The organism is Rhodoferax sp. LB1P47 (assembly GCF_056521445.1).
In genome coordinates this window covers 218,927-241,234 of record NZ_JBWMAU010000004.1, presented here as the reverse complement: position 1 = coordinate 241,234, position 22,308 = coordinate 218,927, and the positions used below count along the sequence as shown (strand labels likewise).

The window sequence follows — 22,308 nt, the reverse complement described above, 5'->3', positions numbered from 1 at the left end:
CACCCGCTGTAGCTGGGTGAAACCGGTTCATGCAGGCAATGCCGGGTCTATGACGCACGGCACACGGGTACATTTAAAAATGCTTTCCAAAATTCGGGTGGGTCGCCAGCTGGGCTGGGCTTTTGGGTTGGTAGTCGCCTTGGTTTTATGGCTGGCCTTGACCGCCTGGAGCCGGATTCTCGCCATCCATGGCGATTTTGAGTCGCTGGTCGATACCACGCTGCCTGCACTGACGGCGCTGGGCGATGTGAATGACAAATTGCAGGGCGTGCGTATTTCCGAGCTCCGCCATCTCTCCACTTTGAACATGCCCGCCAAAGACCGTGAGGAGCTGGTGGTGAAGGCGGCGGTGAAAGATTTTGATGCCGTTTTGGCGCATTACAACACCGTCGGTAGCGCTCTGGTAGACCCGGTGCTGCACAAAGAAATGCTCGACTCGGTTGCCAAATACCACGATCTGCGCAGCACGTTTTTCCAGATGTCCAACTCGGCTGCGGGTGCGGAAGAGGAGCGGGCCATAGAAGCCAGCGATTTCTTCAACGGCCCCAGCCAGCAAAGTTACCAAAATGCTTACCAGTCAGTGCAAAAACTCTGGCAAGGCCATTTGCTACAGGGTGAGCAGGCCAAGGCCAAAGGCCGAGAAGCGGTGGTGCAGGCCCGACTAGTGCTGGCCAGTGTGGCTTCGGCATCGGTGTTGTTGTCCATCGTGCTGGCGTGGTTTATCAGCCGCAATCTGTTGCGACAGTTGGGTGGGCAGCCGGCAGAGGTGGTGGCTCTGGCCACCTCTATCAGCCATGCGGATTTGAGCGGCGTGGTGGTATTGCGCCACGGGGATGCGCACAGTGTGGTTTCGGCCATGGCACGGATGCAGGCTTCGTTGACGCAAATCGTGCAGTCCATTCGGCAGGGGGCCGAAGGGGTGGCCACGGCCAGCTCGGAAATCGCCCAGGGCAACCACGACCTCAGCGCACGCACCGAACACCAGGCCAGCGCACTGGCGCAAACCGCCGCGTCGATGGAGGAGCTCGGCGCCACAGTGCAAGAGAACGCTGACAGCGCCCGCACTGCCAACCAGCTGGCCTTGCTGGCATCGACGGTGGCGATTCGCGGCGGCGACGAGGTGGGCCAGGTGGTTCAGACCATGCAGGGCATCAACGACTCGTCGCGCAAGATTGCGGACATCATCAGTGTGATTGACGGGATTGCCTTTCAAACCAACATCCTGGCCTTGAATGCGGCTGTTGAAGCCGCTCGCGCAGGCGAGCAAGGCCGTGGTTTTGCGGTGGTGGCCAGCGAAGTGCGGCTACTGGCCCAGCGTTCGGCAGATGCCGCCAAGGAAATTAAGTTGCTGATTTCGGCCAGCGTGCAGCGGGTGGAACAGGGTGTGGTGTTAGTGGACCAGGCCGGCAACACCATGGCCGAAGTGGTGGGCAGCATCCGCCGGGTGACTGACATCATGGGCGCCATCAGTGTGGCCAGTGCCACGCAATGCACAGGTATGTCGCAAGTGGGGCAAGCCGTGGCCCAGATGGACCTGGTCAACCAGCAAAATGCTGCGCTGGTTGAACAAATGGCGGCCGCCGCGAGTGGGCTTAAAAACCAGGCCGATGATCTGGTGCAGGTGGTGGCGGTGTTTACGCTGGAAGCCGATCAGACCACCCCCCTGCCGATGCACGGTGGCAGCGCGGTGCAGCCTCTCGCGGTTGCATACCGCTGATCTGCCTCTGGATTTAGACCTCCAGTCGGAACCGGCTCACCGCCTCGGTCAGTGCATCCGCCTGATCGCGCAGCGACTCGGATGCGGCGGCAGATTCTTCCACCAGAGCCGAGTTTTGCTGCGTCACCTGGTCCACCTGGGCCACTGACTCGCTGATTTGGGCGATGCTGCTGCTTTGGCCGCTGGCCTGGCTGGACAGGGTGCGGATGATGGTGGTGACCTGCTGCACGCTGCCCACGATGTCGTCCATAGTGGTACCTGCGCGGGCCACCAGCTTGGCGCCTTCGTCGGCCTTGGCGACCGAGCTGCCGATCAGCGCGCTGATCTCCTTGGCCGCCTGGGCCGAGCGCTGGGCCAGTAGCCGCACTTCGCTGGCCACCACCGCAAAGCCACGGCCTTGCTCACCTGCGCGGGCGGCTTCAACAGCCGCATTCAAGGCCAGGATGTTGGTTTGAAAGGCAATCCCGTCAATCACACTGATGATGTCGGCAATCTTTTTCGAGCTAGCGTTGATCTCGTGCATGGTCACCACCACCTGCGACACCACTTCGCCGCCGCGCGTGGCCACTTCGGCCGCCGACTGGGCCATCTGGTTGGCCTGGGCGGCGGCATGGGCGCTCATTTGCACATTGCCGGTGAGTTCAGCCATGGCGGCCACGGTTTCTTCCAGGTTGGCTGCGGTGTGCTCGGTGCGGTGGCTCAGGTCCTGGTTGCCTGCGGCGATTTCGGTGCTGGACGCATGGATGGTGCGGGCCGCCAGTTGCACCTGCGACACCAGTTCGCGCAAAAACACCTGCATGCGTCCCATGGCGTTGACCAGTTGGCCAATTTCGTCGTTTTGCTGCGCCTGTACCGGCACAAACAAATGGCCTTGGGCAATTTCCTCGGCGATGTTGCAGGCCTGGGCCAGCGACCGGGTCAGACTGCGCACGCTAAAAAAGGTGAGCGGTATCAACACCAGCAGGGCCAGCACCAGAATGCCCAACTGGATGCCCGACAACACCCGGGTGCGCTGGTCAATCCCGGCCTGCGCGGCCTGCATCTCTTCGCGCGAGGTGGCGACGGCCTGCTGCAGCAAGCCATCGATGGCCTCCACGTGGGTCTTTTGCCGTTCGGCATACGCCCCGCCCACCGCACCGTCGATCTGCGCCGCTTCGATCTGGGTTAACACCGGGGCTATTCCCTCGGTGTAGGCCTTGATCTCGGCCTGGGCGGTGTCCAGCATCTTCAGATAGGTGGTGTCACTGCCTTGGCTGCTGCGCAAATCGGCTACCGCTTTGCCAAAGCTTTGCAGCGATTTTTGCCAGGACTCGCGCAGCACGGCGACTTCAACCGCGTTGTTGAAGCTGATGATGATGTCTTTTTCATTGCGCCGCACCTGTGCCAGTGTGATGCGCAGCTCGTTCATATCGGTCAGGGTTTGCACCTTTTGCTCCACCAGCACCTTCACCGTACCCCGGGTGGAGTCCAGCGCCCAGTAGCCCACCAGACCAATGACAACCAACAACAGCAATGAAAAGGCTGTACTGAAGTACAAGCGAAAACGGATCGAGAAACGGTTGAGCGGGTTCATAGTGGGTCTTGGTTGTACGCGTTGTCAAAGGGAAAAGCCCCAGGTTTTTCAGCAGGTAAACGTAACAATAACTTTGCCAGTTATGCGGGGAGCTGCACATACCGATGTAAATGCCCCGCGCAAACCACCTTTCGGCAATGCCCTTGGCATTTGGCAAGCTTACCGGACGGGTTATAGCCCCCGCGCACTCGGAGAGGGGGGAGTGGTTACATTTTGATGCACTATTAGAAGAATGCGCTGGGCATCCTTGGCGCTACTAATAGGCTGGGATGCGGACTGGCCGCAGTGTGGGCGCAGCTTTACTAAAGACCAGAGTGACCACTCTTCATCCGTCGGCTGTATGTGCCCTACACAACATGGTCAAGCCAATGCTGGCACCCAGTGCTTTGGCTGGGACAGCTGTCGCGCAACGGTAATGGGAGTGATGTAGGCGTTGCTTATTGAGCAAGCAATAAACAATAAGAAATAAGGCTTTAACGTGAAGGTTGCCGTACCCCCGCAGAGGCAGGGGCAAATATGCAGCAATGCGGTTCTGCGCCCCTGCTGGGTTGGCGTTTGGCGGGGCCTACTTCTTCGTCGCCTCGTGCCCGATCACCCCGCCCACTGCCGCGCCCGCTGCGGTGCCTAAAACCCCGCCACCCAGCACGTTACCGGCCACACCGCCGATGACAGCGCCGGTAGCGGTGCCTTTTTCTTGGTGCGTCATGCCGGCGCAGCCGCCCAGGGTGGTCAATGCGAGCAGCGCGGCAGCGAAGGTGGCGCTGGTGAGGGAGGGGCGTAGGTTTTTCATGGAATGCTCCAGTGGTTGGGTTGATGCTCCAGTATGAAAACCGCAGCGCCTGCCGCCTAGCGGACGCTACCGCCATTGGCTGTAGTTGCCGTCCTACACCGGGCCCACGGTTCCCCACCGCTATGGTTTGCAACATTGGGCATGAAATCAGCCTATAGCGCTTATTTGATGGGCGTGAGGAGCTATTTAAATAATAGCGTTTTTCAGGCTTTTCGCCGCGGTGCGCCCTGTGCCTCGGGTAAACTCTGAGGCCTTCGCGCAGCCTGTGGCTGCATGCCAATCGCCCAACAGCTCCCTCCCCACATACACACCCGGTGCGCCTCCAATCCATCAAGCTAGCGGGCTTCAAGTCCTTTGCCGAACCCACCACCTTCCACCTGCCCGGGCAGCTGGTCGGCGTAGTGGGGCCCAACGGCTGCGGCAAGTCCAACATCATGGACGCGGTGCGTTGGGTGCTGGGTGAGAGCAAGGCTTCTGAGCTGCGCGGCGAATCGATGCAGGACGTGATTTTCAACGGCACCACCACCCGCAAGCCCGCCAGCCGCGCCAGCGTGGAGCTGGTGTTCGAGAACAACGACCACCGCGCGGGCGGCCAGTGGGGCCAGTTTGCCGAAATCGCCGTCAAGCGCGTGCTGACCCGCGACGGCGGCAGCAGCTACTACATCAACAACCAGGCTGTGCGCCGCCGCGACGTGCAAGACGTATTCCTCGGCACCGGCCTGGGGCCACGCGCCTACGCAATCATCGGCCAGGGCACCATCAGCCGCATCATCGAGTCGCGCCCCGAAGAGCTGCGCCTGTTTTTAGAAGAAGCCGCCGGGGTCTCCAAATACAAAGAGCGCCGCCGCGAAACCGAAAACCGCCTCAGCGACACGCGTGAAAACCTGACCCGCGTGGAAGACATCCTGCGCGAGCTCAACGCGAATCTGGAGCGTCTGGAAAAGCAGGCCGAGGTGGCGCATAAGTACAACACCTTGCACGCCAGCGCCACTTTGCGCCAACACCAGCTCTGGTTTTTGAAGAAGGTCGATAGCGAATCCGACCAAAGCAAGGTCCAAGCCGATGCCGCCCAGGCGGTGAACGACCTGGAGTCGCGCATCGCCGACCTGCGCCACGTGGAAGCCGAGCTGGAAACCATCCGCCAAGCGCATTACGACGCGGGCGATGCCGTGAACCGTGCCCAGGGCAAGCTGTACGAGGCCAGCGCCGAAGTGGGGCGGCTGGAGGGCGAAATCCGCTTCGTGGTGGAAGGCCGCCAGCGCGTAGAGCTGCGCATGGCCACCCTGAAAGAGCAAATCCAGCAATGGGCCACGCGGCAAGAAGACGCGCAGTACGAGCTAGAGAATTTAGAGGCCACCGGCATCGAGGCCGAAGAAAAAGCCGAGCTGCTGGCCGCCCAGGTGGAAGAGCAGGCCGGTCAAATCCCCGACCTGGAAGATGCCCTGCAAACCGCCAGCCGCGATGCCAACGTGCAGCGCACGGGCGTGGTGCAGGTGCAGCAGCAGATCCAGGTGCTGGCCGCCGACCAGCGCAGCATCGAAGAGCAAAGCCGCCAGTTCGACCAGCGCTTTGAGCGCCTGCTGGCCGATAAAAAGGCCCTGGCCGCCCCCGATGAAGCGCGCTTAAGCCAGCTGCAAGCCCAGTTGGACGAGGCGACCGAGGCCGCCAGCATCGCCGATGCCCGCCTGCACGACCTGCAAGAATTTTTGCCCCAACTTGACGAAGACCGCCGCACCAAACAGGCCGCCGTCAACACCGAATCTGCCCGCCAGGCCGATGTGTCAGCGCGCATGGAAGCCCTCAAAGCCTTGCAAGAAAAGGTCAAAACCGATGGCAAGCTCAAGCCCTGGCTGACCCGCCACGGCCTGGACGGCCTGCAAGGTATCTGGACCCAGCTGCACATCGAGCAGGGCTGGGAAAACGCGCTGGAAGGCGCGCTGCGCGAGCGCATGGGCGCGCTGGCCGTGTCCCGGCTGGAGATGGTGCGGGCCTTCGCCGGGCTGGATGGCCGTGACGTGCCGCCCGCCAAGCTGGCCTTTTACAGCCCGCCGCCCGCAGGCCCGTCGCAAAATTCTGCCGCCTTGCCTCGTTTGGCCGACCTGCTGCGCCTCAACGATGCCGGGCTGGCCGCCTTGCTGGGCGACTGGCTGCACGGCTGCTTCACAGCCCCCAGCTTTGAAGATGCCCTGCACCAGCGCAGCCAGTTACAAATGGGCGAGGTGATCTACGTGCAAAGCGGCCATGCCGTGGGCCTGCACAGCGTGTCGTTTTATGCGCCGGACTCCGAGCAGGCCGGGCTGCTGGCGCGGGCGCAAGAGATCGAGAATCTAGAGAAACAACTGCGCGCCCAGACCCTCATCAACGAGGAAACCCGCTACGCCCTGGTGCGGGCCGAAGCGGCTTATAACGAATCGTCGCAGCGGCTAGTCAGTGCCCGGCGCGAAGCCACCGAGGCGCAAACCCAGGCCCATGCGTTGCAGGTCGAAACCCTGCGACTGGGCCAGTTGGCAGAGCAGGCGCGGGTGCGCAGCCAGCAGTTGGAAGGCGACCTGGCCGAGGTCGAAGGGCAGCTGGACGAGCTGCAAGAGCGCCGCGTCAATGCGGAAGGCCGGTTTGAAGAACTCGACATGCAGCTCGCCGACAGCCAGGAGCGCCACGCCCAGCTCGACGAGCGCGTCATCGACGTGCAGCGCAAGCTAGCCGAATGCCGCGAGCAGCAGCGCAGCCTGGAGCGCCAAGCCCAAGAAGCCACCTTTGCCCAGCGCAGCCTGGGAGCCCGCCGCGCAGAACTGACCCGTTCGCTGGACATGGCCCAGCAGCAAACCGTGGCCCTGACCGACGAGCAGCAACGCGCCGTGGACGAGCTGGCCCGCCTGAACGACGCAGCCGCCCAGGGTGGCCTGCAAACCGCTTTGGCGCAGAAGCTGGAACGCGAGGCCGAGATGGCCGCCCAGCGCAGCCAGTACGACGATTTAACGGCCCGCCTGCGCGCCAGCGACGAAGCCCGCATGCACAACGAGCGTGCCCTGGACCCGCTGCGCCAGCGCATCACCGAATTCCAGCTGAAAGAGCAGGCGGCGCGCCTGGGCTCCGAGCAGTTCAGCCAGTTGTTGACGGAGGCCAACGCCGATCTGGAAGCCATTGCCACGTCCATCGTGCAAGGCAATGTGCGCATCCCCGGCATGCAAAGCGAAATCGACCGCCTGAACCGCGAAATCACCGCGCTGGGGGCCGTGAATCTGGCCGCGCTGGACGAGCTGACCGTGGCCGCCGAACGCAAGCAGTTTTTAGATGCCCAGACCGCCGATTTGGTCGAAGCCATGACTACGCTGGAGGACGCCATCAAGAAGATCGACGGCGAAACCCGCGAGCTGCTGTCGGGCACCTTCAACACCGTCAACGGCCACTTCGGCAAGATGTTCCCCGAGCTGTTTGGCGGCGGCAATGCGCGCCTGGTCATCACCGGGGACGAAATTCTGGACTCCGGCGTGCAGGTGATTGCCCAGCCGCCGGGCAAGAAGAACCAGACCATCCACCTGCTGTCGGGCGGCGAAAAAGCCCTGACCGCCATCGCCCTGGTGTTTGCGATATTCATGCTGAACCCGGCACCGTTTTGCCTGCTCGACGAAGTGGATGCGCCGCTGGACGACGCCAACACCGAGCGCTACGCCAAACTGGTGGCCAGCATGAGCCGCGAAACCCAGTTTCTTTTCATCAGCCACAACAAGATCGCCATGGAAATGGCCCAGCAACTGATTGGTGTGACCATGCAGGAGCAGGGCGTTTCACGCATCGTGGCAGTCGATATGGAGTCGGCTTTATCTATGGCCGAAGCAACATGACCATGACCATCACCACCTTACAACTCGGCTTGGCCGTCGGCGGCGCCGCCGTACTGGCCTCTGTCGTCGCTTTTAATGCCTGGTCGGCGCGTAAAAATGCGCCCAAGCAGCCCGACCCCGCCCCCCCCACCAGCGTGCAGGCCGACGAGGCGGGCGAACGCCGCGACCCCGCCTTCGACGGTGGCGACTTGCCCCCGCTGCCCACGCCCGAGCGCAAGCCCGGCATGGACGCGCTGATCGACGTGCTGGCCCCCATCGCACTGGAGCACCCGGTGTCTGGCGATGCCGCCCTGGCCGCCATGCCGCCCACCCGCCGCGTCGGCAGCAAACCCTTTGCCATCGAGGGCCTGAACGTGGCCAGCCAGCAGTGGGAAACCCCGCTGGCCGGACAGCGCTACAGCCACTTGCAGGCGGGGGTGCAACTGGCCAACCGCACCGGTGCGCTCAACGAGATCGAATACTCCGAATTCGTCATCAAAACCCAGGCCTACGCCGACACGGTGAGCGGCCTGCCCGAATTCCCCGAGATGCGCGAAGAAGTGGCCCGGGGCCGCGAGCTGGACCAGTTCGCCAACGACCACGATGCCCAACTCGGCTTCACCCTGCGCGCCGTGCACGCCGCCTGGAGCCCCGGCTACGTGCAGCAGCACGCCGCCCGCCTGGGCTTCGTGCCCAGCCTGGTCCCTGGCCGCATGGTGCTGCCCAGCGCCACGCCCGGCATGCCGCCTATCCTGGGGCTGGCGTTCGACGCGCAAGCCGCATTGGCCGAAGACCCCGACCAGTCCGCCCTGCGCGAAATCACCCTGAGCCTGGACGTTCCGCAGGTAGACCGCTCCGAGCAGCCCTTTGTGCGCCTGCGTGATACGGCCGCTGCCTTAGCCGACGCGATGGATGGCAGCCTGACCGACGACCGGGGCCACCCGTTACAGCGCGACGCGCTGGACGGCATCGGTGCCTCGCTGGAGCAGCTGTACGACACGCTGGACTCGCGGGAATTGGCAGCGGGCTCGGTGCTGGCACGCAGGTTGTTCAGCTGACATACAACCCTCACCCCGGCAGGGGCTAACGTATGCACACATTGCGGCTGGAGGCCCACCCCCACCCCAACCCTCCCCCGAAGGGGGAGGGGGTCATACGGGACCCCGTATCGCTCCCTCCCCTTCCGGGGGAGGGTTGGGGTGGGGGTGGTACAGCCGTGCAAGCAAGCCAAATTTACCATGCAAAATTCAGACCTTTTTAGCACTCCAGCGCATATAGAAACTGCACCAGCAGCTACAGAAATAGAAGCACTTCGCGCCCAGCTCAACGCCTGGGGCCACAGCTACTACGTGCTGGACGCACCCACGGTGCCGGATGCCGAATACGACCGCGTGTTCCGCGCCTTGCGGGCTCTGGAAGCCGCGCACCCCGAACTGTTGACGGCCGATTCGCCCACCCAGCGCGTGGGCGGCAAGCCGCTGCCCGAATTCACCTCGGTGCGCCACGCCGTGCCCATGCTCAGCATCCGCACCGAGACCGACACCGAGCCCAGCGGCGCGCAAAACTTCGACATCCGTATCCGCAAGGAGCTGGCGCTGACCGAGGCGGACCCGCCGGTCGAATACGTGGCTGAGCCCAAGTTCGACGGCCTGGCCATGAGCCTGCGCTACGTGGATGGCGTGCTGGTGCAGGCCGCCACCCGGGGCGACGGCGAATACGGCGAAGACGTCACGCAAAACATCCGCACCATGCGGCAGATTCCGCTGCGCCTGATCGGTGTGCCCCCCCCCGTGCTGGAAGTGCGCGGTGAGGTCTACATGCGTTTGGCCGACTTCGATGCGCTGAACGAGCGCCAGCGCGAGAAGGGCGACAAAACCTTCGTCAACCCGCGCAACGCCGCCGCCGGTGCCGTGCGCCAGCTCGACCCGGGCATTGCGGCCCAGCGGCCCTTGAGCTTCTTCGCCTACGGCCTGGGCGAGGTGACTGCGCCCGAGCAGGGCGGCCCAGTGTTCGACACGCACTATGCGATGCTGCAAACCCTCAAAAAATGGGGTTTTCCGGTCGCGGCGCAGGTAGCTATTGCGCATGGTGCTACGGAATTGGTAGCGTACCACCAGCACATCGGCGCGGCCCGCGATAGCCTGCCGTATGACATCGACGGCGTGGTCTACAAGCTCAACGACCTGGCCCTGCAACGCCAGCTCGGCTTTGTGTCGCGCGAGCCGCGCTGGGCCGTGGCGCACAAATACCCGGCGCAAGAGCAGCTCACCACCATCACTGCCATCGACGTGCAGGTGGGCCGTACCGGCAAGCTCACGCCCGTGGCGCGGCTGGCCCCCATCTTTGTGGGCGGTGTCACCGTGACTAACGCCACCTTGCACAACCTGTTCGAGCTGCGCCGCAAGCGCGTGCGCGTGGGCGACACCGCCATCGTGCGGCGGGCTGGCGATGTGATTCCCGAGGTGGTGGGCATCATCGACAAGCCGCGTGCCCAGTACGTCCCCAACTTCCGCATGCCCCGTGCCTGCCCCATTTGCGGCAGCAAGGTCGTGCGCGAAAAAACCGAGATGAACCACCGTTGCAGCGGCGGCCTGTTTTGTCCGGCGCAGCGCAAAGAGGCGATCCTGCACTTCGCCCACCGCCGCGCGGTGGAGGTGGAAGGCCTGGGCGACAAGCTGGTGGAGCAACTGGTGGACACCGGCGTGATCCGCACCTTGCCCGACCTGTACAAGCTGGGCTTTACCGCCTTGTCCGCCCTGGACCGCATGGCCGACAAGTCGGCGCAAAACATTCTGGACGCGCTGGAGAAATCCAAAAATACCAGCTTGCCGCGCTTCCTGTTTGGCTTAGGGATTCGCCACGTGGGCGAGGCCACGGCCAAGGCGCTGGCCCGGCATTTCGGCAAGCTCGATGCCGTGATGGATGCCACGTCTGAGCAACTGCTGGAGGTGGCCGATGTCGGCCCCATCGTTGCCCTGGCCATCCGCACCTTCTTCGACCAACCGCACAACCGCGAAGTGGTCGAGCAACTCCGCGCCTGCGGCATCCGCTGGGAAGAGGGCGAACCCGCCCAACAAGCTCCCAAGCCATTGGCGGGCCAGACCTTCGTACTGACCGGCACTTTCCCCACCCTGGGCCGCGACGAAGCCAAAGACCTGCTCGAAGCCGCAGGTGCCAAGGTGGCCGGTTCTGTGAGCAAGAAGACCAGTTATGTCGTCGCTGGAGTCGAGGCGGGCAGCAAGCTGGACAAGGCGCTGGCGCTGGGCATCACCGTGCTGGACGAGGCGGGGATGTTGGCGTTGTTGCAGCCGGTGGATACGGCAACGGACTAAACTGCCGCCATGGACCGCCAAACCACTCTTGGGCTTTTGACCCAGCACAAAGCCACTCTAGCCCACAAATTCGGCGTGGTTCAACTGGCCTTGTTTGGCTCCATGGCCCGCGATACCGCCACGGCCCGTAGTGACGTGGACGTTCTTGTCGCCTTCGACGGCCCGGCCACCTCGGCCCGCTATTTCGGGGTGCAGTTTTATCTGGAAGACCTGTTGGGCTGCTCCGTGGATCTGGTAACCGACAAAGCCTTGCGCCCTGAGCTGCGGCCTTTTGTAGAACGCGATGCCGTGCATGTCTGACAGGGCTCTTCAACAGTATTTATGACCTTCCACACCATCCTCAAAATGGGCGACCCGCGCCTGCTGCGCACGGCCCAGCCGGTGACTGCATTCGACACCGATGAACTCCACCTGCTCATCTCCGACATGCTGGACACCATGCGTTCGGTCAACGGCGCGGGGCTGGCGGCGCCGCAGATTGGGGTGGATTTGCAACTGGTGGTGTTTGGCACGGCGGATACGAATCCGCGCTACCCGGACCGGCCCACCGTGCCGCCCACGGTGCTGCTCAACCCGACCATCACGCCTATCGGTGATGCGGAAGAAAGCGATTGGGAGGGCTGCTTGTCCGTGCCCGGCCTGCGTGGGCTGGTGCCGCGCTGGGCGAAGATCCGCTACACCGGCTTTGACCAGTATGGCGACGCGATCGACCGCACGGTAGACGGCTTCCATGCCCGCGTGGTGCAGCACGAGTGCGACCACCTGATCGGCAGGCTGTACCCCACGCGGATGCGGGATTTGACGCAGCTGGGCTACACCGAGGTGCTGTTTCCCGGGATAGACCCGTCAGACGACGATTAAAAGCGGGTTTTTCGGGCTTTAACGGTCCGATTCCTCCCAAGCTGCCGCACTAAGATTCGGCCATGAAAGCACTTTTATCCGCCAGCTTGCTGGCCTTGACCCTGGTGGGCTGCGCCCAGATCGATGGAAAAGCCCGTGGCTGGATGGCCAGCAAGGTGGATGCCTATGCGGTGGTAGATGGTGAGCGGCTGGAGGGCACGGCCACGCTGTTTACCGACCGCACCGGCACGCTGCAACTCCGTGCCACCAAAGACTCTGAGAGGGTGTGCGTGGGCGACCTGCGGTATCTGGCGACCGCTGCCGGGGTGCTGGTGCTGCGCTGCCCAGGCGGCCCCGATGTGGCGCTGAACTTCAGCGTGCGCAATGGCACCAGTGGCTTTGGCTATGGCCATACCGCCCAAGGCCGGGCTGCGGTGGCCTGGGGGATGGAGGTTCGCAATGCGGACGCCTATCTGTCAATGCCCATGCCGCCTTCCCCGCTATCCCCGGTCAACCCGGTGCCCGCCACGGCCACTAATCCGTAGCGATGGACCGCACGGTGGCTGCCGAAACCGGGGGTTAATAATTTATAAAAAAACAGCCTTTAGCGCATATTCCACATGCGCTTACAGCTGCTATTTAAATAGCAATTACCGCACTAGCAGGGCGTTCACGGCCTGCAAGTCTTCGGGCTTCAAACTGCCGCTGGCTTGGCGCAGTTTCAGGCCGCCCAGCAGCACGTTGTAGCGGGCCTGGGCCAGGTCGCGCTTGGTTTGGAAGAGCTGGCTTTGTGAGTTCAGTACGTCGATGTTGATGCGTACACCGACCTGGTAGCCGAGCTTGTTGGCATCCAGCGCGATCTGGCTGGAGGTTTCGGCGGCTTCCAGGGCGCTGACCTGGCCAATGCCCGACAGCACGCCGTAGAACGCGGCGCGGGTGGCCTGTACGACGGCGCGGCGGATGGCATCCAGGTCGGCCTGGGCCTTGTCTTCCAGCGACAGGGTTTCGCGGACGCGGTTCTGGATGGCGAAGCCCGCAAACAGCGGGATGTTGAGGCTCAGGCCGATCTGCGTGGTGTTGTTGCGCGCGCCGGGCAGGCTGCCGCTGCTGCTGGTGCCGTTGGGGTAGCGGTTGACGTTGTAGCCCGCCGTCAGGTCTAGCGTGGGCAGGTGGGCGGCTTTGGCTTTTTGGGTTTCGAGCCGGGCAATGTCGAGAGCCACCACGGCTTGCAGCACGTTGGGTTGCAGGCTTTCGGCTTGCTGTACCCAGGTGCTGATCTCGGCGGCTTGCAGCGCGGGCAAGACCACCGGCTGCGCCAAGGGGGTGGGTTGGGCGTTGACCTTGCTGGCCAGGGTGTCCAGTGCCAGGCGTTTGACCACCACGTCGTTGTCGGCGGCGATTTCTTGCGCGCGCACCAGGTCGAACAGGGCCTGGGCTTCGCGGGTGTCGGTGATGGTGGCGGTGCCGACCTCGAAGTTGCGCTTGGCCGAGGCCAGTTGCTCGCCCACGGCGGTTTTTTGGGCCCGCACAAAGGCCAGGGTGTCTTGGGCCGCCAGCACGTCAAAGTAGGCCTGGGCGACGCGCACCACCAGGTCTTGTTCGGCCACCTGGAGCTGGGCCTGGGCCACATCCACCAGTTTCATGCCCTGTGTGTAGGCGATGCGGTTGGCCGGGCGGTACAGGGGCTGCGAGCCGCTGAGGGTGGCGGTTTGGGTGGTGTAGTCTTTTTCGGAACTCGGGTTGCGGGCTTCGAGCAGGCTGCGGTTCAGCCCGGCGGACAGGCCCACGGTGGGCAAGATGCCGGCTTTGGCCTGGTCGGCCTTGGCCAGATTCGCGTCATACAGCGCCTTGGCCGACTGGTAGGTGGAGTCGGTGGCGCGGGCTGCGTCATACAGTTCGACCAAGCTTTGCGCTTGCGCAGCGCCAGTGAAAGCGGCCAAAGCGGCCGTAATGGCAAGTACCACGGCGGGGGCGGCGAGCGGGAAGCGGTGCATGGTCATCCTTACATTTCCAATTTCAAGACATCAATTAGGACTTACGCAGCGCCCCCTGTGTCGCCCTCTGGGCGCACAGGGGGGCTTGCGTAAGTCCTGTCAATAGCGGGGCACGTTGGCATCGCGTTGCAGCGACCATGCGTCGATGCCACCGGCGATGTTGACCACGTTGTCAAAACCGTTTTGCAGCAAAAACTGGGCAACCCGTTGGCTGCGCGCGCCGTGGTGGCACAGGCAGGCTATTGCGCGGTGGGGGTCCAGCTCGGCCAGGCGGGCCGGGATGTCGCCCATCGACAGTTGCACCAAGGTGAAGCCATCGGCCTGCACGCTGGCGGCCTGCCATTCACCGGGTTCGCGCACATCCAGTACCAGGGGGGTGGTTTGGCTTTGCAGCCACTGGGGCAGGTCGGCGGGGGAGATTTGGGCAATCATGGATCAGATAACGGTTAGAACGAGAATTTGGAGGGTTCGGCAAAGTGCACCAGACGCGGGGCCACCGTGTCCCAGGGGTTGGTGGTGGCAAATGCCGTGTCGCTGGTGCGGGTGATGAAGTTGGCGCACATCATGGGCTCTTGGCCTACCACGGCAAACAGGCGGCCGCCGACCTTGAGCTGGGCCAGGATGTCCTCGGGCACAGCAGCCACCGAGCCGCTGAGCACGATCACGTCAAACGGGCCGTCGGCCGCTGCGCCGTGGGCTCCGTCGGCCTGGCGGACTTCGGCGTTGCGCACGCCCGCATTGCGCAGGTTGTTGCGTGCCAGGGTGGCGAGTTCGGGCAGGATTTCCAGCGACAGCACGCTGTGGGCGCTGGCGGCCAGCAGGGCGGCCATGTAGCCCGAGCCGGTGCCAATTTCCAGTACTTTCTCGTGCTTCTGGACCTTCAGGTCATGCAGGGCACGGGCTTCTACCTTGGGGGCCAACATGCACTGGCCACCGGGCAGCGGGACTTCCATGTCCACAAAGGCAAAAGCCTGTTGCGCGGCAGGCAAAAAATTCTCGCGCTTGACGGTGTGCAGCAGCGCCAGCACGGTGGGCTCCAGCACATCCCAGGGGCGGATTTGCTGCTCAATCATGTTGAAGCGGAACTGTTCAAGCTGGGCGGTGGTGGTCATGGTGGTTCTTTGGGTCTAGATGCAAGGATAGCTTTGGATTTTAGGGGGGGAACGTGGCGTGTCTTGGCGGTTTGCCCGCCATTTACGTTGGCCGCATGCACAGCCCGTGCAGCAAGGTGTGGAGCTGGGCGGCGATGTACTGTTGCGGGTCTAGCGTGGCGGGGGCACAGGGCAGGCCGATGGCGTGCTTCCACAGGGCCAGAAACACCAGCGGGCCGGTCACGCCGTAGGTGGCCATGTCGATCGCGGTGGCGTCCAGGGGGGCAAATTCACCGCTGTCTACCCCGCGCTGCAAGATGCGCCGCACCAGGCTGTGGTAGGGCTGCACCACCTCGGTTTGGTAGAAGGCGGCCATTTCGGGGAAGTGGTGGGCTTCGGTCAGCATCAGCTTGGTGATGCCTGCTGCCGGGGTGTTGCCCACCCGCTCCCACCAGCTCTGCATGCCGTGGCGCAACAGGTCGGCGCTGCTGCCGGTGAAGCCCTCGATCTCGGCATCCCACTCGGTGAAGCGGCCCGACAGGCTGTGCCGCACCACGGCCTTGAACAGCGCGTCCTTGCTGGGGAAATACAAAAACAGCGTGCCCTTGGAGACCCCGGCGCGCTGGGCCACTTCTTCTACCCGGGTGGCGGCAAAACCTTTTTCCACAAACAGGTCCAGCGCCGCTGCCAGCAGCTCGCCGGGCCGCTCTTCCTTGCGGCGCGCGCGCTTGGGCGAGGGGTCTGCGGAGGGCGGGGTAGGCGGTGTGGGCATGGGGTTACTGACTAACGGGTTATTAATATAGCCCGTGCGTGGGGCGCACGTCAATGTGTGGCATTACCGCGCCATTACCGCGCCACCAACAGCCCTAACCATTCTCGAATGACTTCGCGGGAGGCTTGCAGGCCCTGGGGGGTTGGCAGCCATTCCAGCAGGCTGCGCTGCTGGGGCAAGGTAAAGCCGGTGGGCGCGGGCAGCACGGTAAAGCCGGCCCGTTCAAACGCCTGCTGCGCACGCGGCATATGCCAGGCGTGGGTCACCAGGGCAATGCGCTGGATGCCGTCACGGGCCAGCAGGGCGTGCAGGTAAGTAGCGTTCTCGGCGGTGTCGCGCGATTGGTCTTCGACCCAGCGCAGCGTGGCACCAAAATCTTGCAGCGCGGCCGCACGGGCTACGGTGCCTTCAGACGGGGCATTGGTGTGGCTGTTGGCCCAACCTACGCCGCCGGTAAATGCCAGCGGCAGCTGCGACTGCCGGGCCAGCCACACGCCGTAGCGCAGGCGGGTGGCGGTATCCACGCTGGGCTGGGCGGTGGCGTATTCGGGTGCGAATGGTTTGATGCCGCCGCCCAGCACCACAATCGCCTGCACCTGTTGCTCCTGCAACACCGCTGCTGCGCGGGCCGGAGGCAGGGCGGGTACTTGCGGCAGGATGGTCTGCGCCAACCCTACCGCCACCGCGTTGCAGCCCAGCAGCCACAGCCCGGCCAAGGCCAGCAGGCACAACCCGCCCCCCAGCCGTTGGCGGCGCCTGCGCAGCAGCAATCCGCCGAACGCCAGCAACAGTGGAGCTACCGGGGGCAGGGCCAGGGCGGTCAGCAGGGGTTTGAATTCACCTAAAGTCATTTGCTCACTTATTTATAGCTGCACGCGCAATGTGAATATGCGCCAGAGGCACTTTTTGCTTGTAGTAAATACTTGCCCACAGTGCAAGTAAATTTACTATCAAACCGAGTGTACAAGTCCAGGCTGTGTAAATAAGAGTACAAAGCAGCCTATGCAAAAAACGTCTTCTCTTACACCTTCTGCTTCCACTCCACGTCAAGTAATTACCCTAGGAGGCGGTTGTTTTTGGTGTACCGAGGCCGTTTTTGTGCAGGTGCAGGGCATTACCGATGTGGAAAGCGGCTATTGCAACGGCACGCTCCAGAACCCCAGTTACGAGCAGGTGTGCAGCGGCACGACCGGCCACAACGAGGTGGTGCGGCTGGAGTTTGACCCGGCGGCCATCAGCCTGCGCGAGATTCTGGAAATCTTCTTTGTCATCCACGACCCGACCACGCTGAACCAGCAGGGCCACGATGTGGGCACCCAGTACCGCAGTGGTATCTACACCAGCGAACCCGGGCAGTTACCGGTGGTGGAGACTGTGCTGGCCGAGCTAGCCGCCAGCGGCACCTACCGCAAGCCGGTGGTCACCGAGGTGCGGCCCCTGGCCAACTACTGGCCCGCCGAGGCCTACCACCAAGACTACTTTGCCAACCACCCCACCCAAGGCTACTGCCTGATGGTGGCCGCGCCCAAGGTAGAGAAGTTTCGCAAGACGTTTGCGAATTTGGTCAAACATTCGTAGACCGGCTCACTCCCGCTGTGGACGCAGCGGCAACCACAGCGCAAAGCAGGTTCCTGCGTGGCCGGATGTCCAGTGAACGCTGCCCGCCATCGCCTGCGCCCGGCGTTGCTGGTGGTTGAGCCCCCGCCCCGTCGGCTGGAGCAGCGTGCTGTCAAGGTCGAATCCTTGGCCGTTGTCTTCAATGGTGACCTCAACACCATCGCCTTGCACGGCGGTGCGCACGCGGATCTCGGTGGCCTGGGTGTGCTTCAGGATGTTGGCAAAGGCTTCTTGAAAGATCCGCAAAATATGCAGCGCGTTGCGGGGATTCAGCCATTCCAGCTTGGGTAAATCCTGCACTTCCCAGTGCAGGCGCACACCCGCCGCCTTGAGCCGTGGCCCGAGCCGAAAGCGCAGCGTGGCCAGCAGCAACAGCAAGTCGGCTTCTATCGGCTCCATCGAGTCAATCGTCAGCTTCAGGTCGTCGATGCAGCCCTTCAAGATTTCGCCCAGCGCGCCATCCGTCATGCGCCCACTCTCCACCACCCGCAGCGCCGTTACCAGCGACGAACCCAGCCCATCGTGCATGTCTTGCGTCAGGCGCAGGCGCTCGTCGGACAGCGTTTGGCGGTGCTCTACTTCGCGCAAACGGGCGTAGCTGCTGGCCAGTTCAGATTCGCGGATGTGCAGGCGCTGCGCCAGGTGGATATTGGCCTGTTCAACCTCGGCCACGGCCCCCACATAGCGGCGAAACATGATGTACACAAACATCACGAACAGCCCAATGATGGCGTAGGGGTTGGTGTAGATGCCCTCGGGGCTGACCCGGTTGTTTTGCAATGCCAGGTCGTACACACAGCACAGCGTGGTGGCAAACAGCCAGCCCGCCATCCACCACACCTCCCGCGACCGGGTGCGAAACCCGTTGCGCAAGGCATCGAAAAAAATCAACACGGCCAGCGGCAACAACAGCATGTACAGCATGGGTGTCCACAGCGTCAGGCTGGGCAAAAGGGCTACGGCCCCGGGCAGGGTGACCAGATTGCACAGCACGGTAATGCCGATCAGCGACGGGGTCAGCCCCCGCATCGGGTGCGCGTGCAGGCGCTCCAAAAAGCAGTGGCACAGCGCCAAAATCCACATCAGCGATGCCACGGTCATCCACTCAAACCACTGGTCGTTCATGGGCAGGTAGCTGCCGCCCACGTGGTAATGCAGCATGCGCACAAACGACATGGCAGAGGCTGCAAAAAACAGCAAATACAGCGAATCGCGCCGCAACCGTATCCACACCGCCAGCGAAAAAATCCCCACCGATAAGAAGGCCGCCCCGCCAATAAAAGGCAGCTGCGTCTGCAACAGCTGGCGCACCTGGTAACGCCACACTAGCGGCGGAGCGCCCCCCACCCATAGCGTGGACAGCGCACTGCCGCTGCTTTGCAAGCGGTCGATGCGCAGCAGCACCGTGGCGGGCGACAGCGTGCCCGCCCCCGGATTGAGCCGCAGCAGCAGCGGGTGGTTGTAGCCGTTGTGCGTCTTGCTGCCTTCGGAGGCATACAGCAACTGCCCATCCGCATACACCGCGATCTGGCCGATGGTTTTCCAGCGCGGGATGTACAGGTAGCGGGGTGCGGGCGAGCGGGGCAAGCCATGCAGGTCTAGCCGATACCAGTCGGTGACGGTGCGCGTCTCCCCCTGCGTATGGGGTACTAATTCGCGCTCTGCAATATGGGGCAGGGTGGCGGCCTGCCAGCCACTGCGCGGCAGCGATGCGGCATCCGCATGGCCCGGTGGCGGCGTATAGCCCGTGCCCACCACCGACAGCAGCTGCGCGTCTTGCAAATGCACCGCCACATCGCCGTCAGGCACCTGTGCGCAGCCCGCAAGGAGCAGCAGCCAAAGCCCCAGAAAAATCTGCCAGCAGCGGTGCCAGCAACGGTGCCAGCCATTGCGCCGCGTCACAGCAAACCCTGGTTTCTGGCCTCAAATATCGCTTCGGCCTTGGAGTTCACTTTGAGCTTGCTGTAAATGCGGCGCACATAGGTTTGCACCGTGTGCTGCGACACCTGCATCAATTTGGCAATTTCATCCGCCGTGAAGCCCTTGGTAATCAGCTCCAACACCTCTTTTTCGCGCACCGACAAGGCCGCTGCGGCGTTGTCTTGGCGCGCGGCTACCGCGTCGGGGGCCGCCGTGGGGCTGGCCCGAAAGCGGGTCAAAATTTGCCGGGCAATCAGGGGGCTGATGGGGCTGCCGCCGCCGTGCAGGCTGCGGATTTCATGCAGCATGTCGCCCGCTGCGCCGTCTTTGAGCAAGTAGCCCGACGCACCCGCCTCAATCGACTGCAACACATGCGCCTCATCTGCAAACGTGGTGCACACCATCACCGCGCAGCTGGGCCACAAGGCGCTGGCCGCCCGAATCACATCAATCCCCGAACCATCGGGCAGCCCCAGGTCCACCAGCAGCACATCGGCGGGCGGCTGTTGCAGCGCCAGCAACCCCGCCGCACGGGTGCTGGCAACGCAGGCGATGTGCATATCGGGTGACGCCTGCACGGCGGCCAGGATGGCGGTTTGCACTTCCACGTCGTCCTCGACAAGCGCCACTTGGATCATGGCTGGGTGGGCTTTTTCGGGCATGGCATGCGGTGGTGGTGTGGGGAAGGGCTGCGGGGACGCCACCGCCAGCTCACAGCGGCCGGGAGGATGAGTTGTAACAAAAAGCTGAATTATGTGTCCTGTCCGTGGCGGTGCTTGTCCCCAAAACTGGGGACAGACACATACGGTATGTATCTTTATGCTCTTCCCGTATCAATCCGTATCACGTGTCTATGCGGGTAACCCTAAGCATTGAAAGACCTTTTGCCATGTCCCCATCCACCTCTTTGCCCGTGCCGTATCCATCGTGGCGGCCCCGCTTCACCCTCTGCGCCCTGGCCCTCACGCTGGCCCTCACGGCCTGCGGTGGTGGCTCTGATACGGCTGCCACTACCGCCGGAACCGACACCACCACCGCCAAGGCCGCCACCTTGGTGCTGGCTGGTGCAGAAGCCGTGGGCCTGCACTGCGCCAGCGGCGGTGCTTACATCAACGCCGGGCTGGACAACAACGCCAACGGCGTGCTCGACGCGGCTGAAATCACCAGCACCCAGTACGTCTGCAACGGCAGCCTGGGCGCTACGGGCACGACCGGAGCCACCGGCAGCAGCGGCCTCACCAGCCTGGTGCGCACCGGCGCCGAAGCTGCTGGCAGCCACTGCACTTACGGCGGCTCGCAGATCAGCGTGGGGCTGGACAGCAACAGCAATGGCGTGCTCGACAGCAGCGAAATCACTTCTACTGACTACGTCTGCCAAGGTTCTGCGGGCGCGACGGGCGCGACGGGGGCGACCGGAGCCACAGGCACTACAGGCAGCACCGGCCTCTCTAGCCTGATCGCCGTGGCCAGCGAGGCTGCGGGTGCGCACTGCACCTACGGCGGTCAAAAGATCACCACCGGGCTGGACAGCAACAGCAGCGGCGTGCTCGATGCCAGCGAAATCACCAGCACCACCTACACCTGCGACGGCGCACCCGGCCCCGGTGTGACCTGGGTGCAGGTGACCAGCACCAGCCAGCAGGCCCTGCCCAACACCGGCTACATCGCCAACAACGCGGCGCAGGTGGCGATCACGCTGCCCACGGCCCCGGCAGTGGGGGATTTGGTGGAGGTCAGCGGAGCCGGAGCGGGCGGATGGCTTCTGGCGCAAAACGCCGGGCAAACGGTGGTGACCAAGGCGCTGCCAAGCAGCTATACCAATGCGTATGCCAACTGGACGGCGCGGGCGACCAGAAGCAACTGGCGCTCAGTGGCCTCATCGGCTGACGGCCGCAAATTGGTGGCGTTGCTATACGGTGGTCAGATCTACACCTCGACCGACTCAGGGGTTAGCTGGACGGCGCGGGCGAACAATCAAAACTGGCAATCTGTGGCCTCGTCGACCGACGGCAGCAAGCTAGTGGCGGTGTTGTACGGCGGTCATATCTACACCTCGACCGACTCTGGGGTGAACTGGACGCTACAGGGTGGCAGCCTCAGCCTCAACTGGTTTTCGGTCGCCTCGTCGTCCGATGGCAGCAAGCTGGTGGCAGTGGTGAACGGCGGTCATATCTACACCTCGACGGACTCTGGGGTGAGCTGGACACCAAAGGGCAGCAACTTTAACTGGGTCTCGGTGGCCTCGTCGTCCGATGGCAGTAAGCTGGTGGCGGTGGAGAACGTCGGTTATATCTACACCTCGACGGACTCTGGGGTGAGCTGGACGGCGCGGGAGAGCTTCCGCAGCTGGCAATCGGTCGCCTTATCGTCCGATGGCAGCAAGCTGGTGGCGGTGGAGAACGGCGGCCAGATCTACACCACTATCGATGCTGGGGTGAACTGGGTGGCGCGGGAGAGCAGCCGCAGCTGGCAATCGGTGGCCTCGTCGGCCGACGGCAGCAAGCTGGTGGCGGTGGTGGACGGCGGCCTGATCTACACCTCGACCGACTCTGGGGTGAACTGGACGGCGCGCGAGAACAGCCGCCAATGGCAATCGGTGGCCGCATCCGCCGACGGCAGCAAGCTGGTGGCGGTAGCGGACGGCAGCCAGATCTACACCACATTCACCAACAGCACCACCCTCGGCGTCACCGGCTCCCTCAGCGGCTCGCAATACGACACCCTGAAGCTGCAATACCTGGGCAGCGGGGTGTTCATACCGCTGGACTACACCAGCTATGCGGGCAGTTTTGTGGTGCAGTAAACGCCCAATCCGTAGCGCAGAGTCGAGGATGTTTTAGC

Annotated in this window: 18 protein-coding genes; 9 read left to right on the top strand and 9 right to left on the bottom strand. The window is 63.4% G+C overall.

Translation table 11 applies throughout. The features are described from left to right. Positions 1 to 79: 79 nt before the first annotated feature. Complete coding sequence (locus AC0969_RS07900; RefSeq protein ID WP_479623600.1) at positions 80 to 1,717, top strand: methyl-accepting chemotaxis protein; 1,638 nt, start codon at positions 80 to 82, stop codon at positions 1,715 to 1,717. Positions 1,718 to 1,730: 13 nt separating this feature from the next. Here AC0969_RS07900 and AC0969_RS07895 read toward each other — a convergent pair whose 3' ends face one another. Both AC0969_RS07895 and AC0969_RS07890 read right to left on the bottom strand, forming a co-directional pair. Further along, entirely contained in the window at positions 1,731 to 3,290 is a 1,560-nt protein-coding gene (locus tag AC0969_RS07895; RefSeq protein WP_479623599.1) for a methyl-accepting chemotaxis protein, read from the bottom strand. Between the two features lie 565 nt (positions 3,291 to 3,855). Next, complete coding sequence (locus AC0969_RS07890) at positions 3,856 to 4,080, bottom strand: glycine zipper 2TM domain-containing protein (protein WP_479623598.1); 225 nt, start codon at positions 4,078 to 4,080, stop codon at positions 3,856 to 3,858. A 314-nt stretch (positions 4,081 to 4,394) separates the two neighbouring features. On the opposite strand from AC0969_RS07890, the gene smc reads away from it, so the two are divergent. The 6 genes from smc to AC0969_RS07860 all read left to right on the top strand — a co-directional run bounded on the left by smc (position 4,395) and on the right by AC0969_RS07860 (position 12,618). Further along, on the top strand, positions 4,395 to 7,922 hold the full coding sequence (smc, locus tag AC0969_RS07885) for a chromosome segregation protein SMC (protein WP_479623597.1): 3,528 nt from the start codon (positions 4,395 to 4,397) through the stop codon (positions 7,920 to 7,922). Positions 7,923 to 7,930: 8 nt separating this feature from the next. Continuing rightward, positions 7,931 to 8,959 (top strand): cell division protein ZipA C-terminal FtsZ-binding domain-containing protein, encoded by a 1,029-nt coding sequence (locus tag AC0969_RS07880; RefSeq protein WP_479623610.1) that lies wholly within the window; start codon positions 7,931 to 7,933, stop codon positions 8,957 to 8,959. 180 nt (positions 8,960 to 9,139) lie between these two features. Further along, positions 9,140 to 11,233 (top strand): NAD-dependent DNA ligase LigA, encoded by a 2,094-nt coding sequence (gene ligA, locus AC0969_RS07875; RefSeq protein ID WP_479623596.1) that lies wholly within the window; start codon positions 9,140 to 9,142, stop codon positions 11,231 to 11,233. 9 nt (positions 11,234 to 11,242) lie between these two features. Next, a complete protein-coding gene (locus tag AC0969_RS07870; RefSeq protein ID WP_479623595.1) occupies positions 11,243 to 11,533 on the top strand; it encodes a nucleotidyltransferase family protein in 291 nt (96 codons plus the stop codon). A gap of 21 nt (positions 11,534 to 11,554) precedes the next feature. Beyond that, a complete protein-coding gene (gene def / locus AC0969_RS07865) occupies positions 11,555 to 12,094 on the top strand; it encodes a peptide deformylase (protein ID WP_479623594.1) in 540 nt (179 codons plus the stop codon). A 62-nt stretch (positions 12,095 to 12,156) separates the two neighbouring features. After that, positions 12,157 to 12,618, top strand: a complete 462-nt coding sequence (locus AC0969_RS07860) for a hypothetical protein (protein WP_479623593.1) — start codon at positions 12,157 to 12,159, stop codon at positions 12,616 to 12,618. 105 nt (positions 12,619 to 12,723) lie between these two features. Here AC0969_RS07860 and AC0969_RS07855 read toward each other — a convergent pair whose 3' ends face one another. The 5 genes from AC0969_RS07855 to AC0969_RS07835 all read right to left on the bottom strand — a co-directional run bounded on the left by AC0969_RS07855 (position 12,724) and on the right by AC0969_RS07835 (position 16,781). Continuing rightward, positions 12,724 to 14,073, bottom strand: a complete 1,350-nt coding sequence (locus tag AC0969_RS07855; RefSeq protein WP_479623592.1) for a TolC family outer membrane protein — start codon at positions 14,071 to 14,073, stop codon at positions 12,724 to 12,726. Positions 14,074 to 14,166: 93 nt separating this feature from the next. Continuing rightward, positions 14,167 to 14,499, bottom strand: a complete 333-nt coding sequence (locus AC0969_RS07850; protein ID WP_479623591.1) for a rhodanese-like domain-containing protein — start codon at positions 14,497 to 14,499, stop codon at positions 14,167 to 14,169. Positions 14,500 to 14,513: 14 nt separating this feature from the next. Beyond that, on the bottom strand, positions 14,514 to 15,179 hold the full coding sequence (locus AC0969_RS07845; RefSeq protein ID WP_479623590.1) for a protein-L-isoaspartate O-methyltransferase family protein: 666 nt from the start codon (positions 15,177 to 15,179) through the stop codon (positions 14,514 to 14,516). A gap of 82 nt (positions 15,180 to 15,261) precedes the next feature. Continuing rightward, positions 15,262 to 15,930, bottom strand: a complete 669-nt coding sequence (locus AC0969_RS07840) for a TetR/AcrR family transcriptional regulator (RefSeq protein WP_479623589.1) — start codon at positions 15,928 to 15,930, stop codon at positions 15,262 to 15,264. A gap of 74 nt (positions 15,931 to 16,004) precedes the next feature. Further along, on the bottom strand, positions 16,005 to 16,781 hold the full coding sequence (locus tag AC0969_RS07835) for a YdcF family protein (protein ID WP_479623588.1): 777 nt from the start codon (positions 16,779 to 16,781) through the stop codon (positions 16,005 to 16,007). 151 nt (positions 16,782 to 16,932) lie between these two features. Here AC0969_RS07835 and msrA point away from each other — a divergent pair, with 151 nt between their 5' ends. Beyond that, on the top strand, positions 16,933 to 17,508 hold the full coding sequence (msrA, locus tag AC0969_RS07830; RefSeq protein ID WP_479623587.1) for a peptide-methionine (S)-S-oxide reductase MsrA: 576 nt from the start codon (positions 16,933 to 16,935) through the stop codon (positions 17,506 to 17,508). A gap of 6 nt (positions 17,509 to 17,514) precedes the next feature. Here msrA and AC0969_RS07825 read toward each other — a convergent pair whose 3' ends face one another. Next, positions 17,515 to 19,449: a sensor histidine kinase gene (locus AC0969_RS07825; protein ID WP_479623586.1), complete on the bottom strand. Its 1,935-nt coding sequence runs from the start codon at positions 19,447 to 19,449 to the stop codon at positions 17,515 to 17,517. Beyond that, on the bottom strand, positions 19,446 to 20,129 hold the full coding sequence (locus tag AC0969_RS07820) for a response regulator transcription factor (protein ID WP_479623585.1): 684 nt from the start codon (positions 20,127 to 20,129) through the stop codon (positions 19,446 to 19,448). The genes AC0969_RS07825 and AC0969_RS07820 overlap by 4 nt, the downstream gene beginning before the upstream one ends. A 227-nt stretch (positions 20,130 to 20,356) precedes the next feature. Here AC0969_RS07820 and AC0969_RS07815 point away from each other — a divergent pair, with 227 nt between their 5' ends. Continuing rightward, the gene (locus AC0969_RS07815) at positions 20,357 to 22,270 is read left to right on the top strand and encodes a WD40/YVTN/BNR-like repeat-containing protein (protein WP_479623584.1); all 1,914 of its coding nucleotides are present in this window, start codon (positions 20,357 to 20,359) and stop codon (positions 22,268 to 22,270) included. Positions 22,271 to 22,308 lie beyond the last annotated feature (38 nt).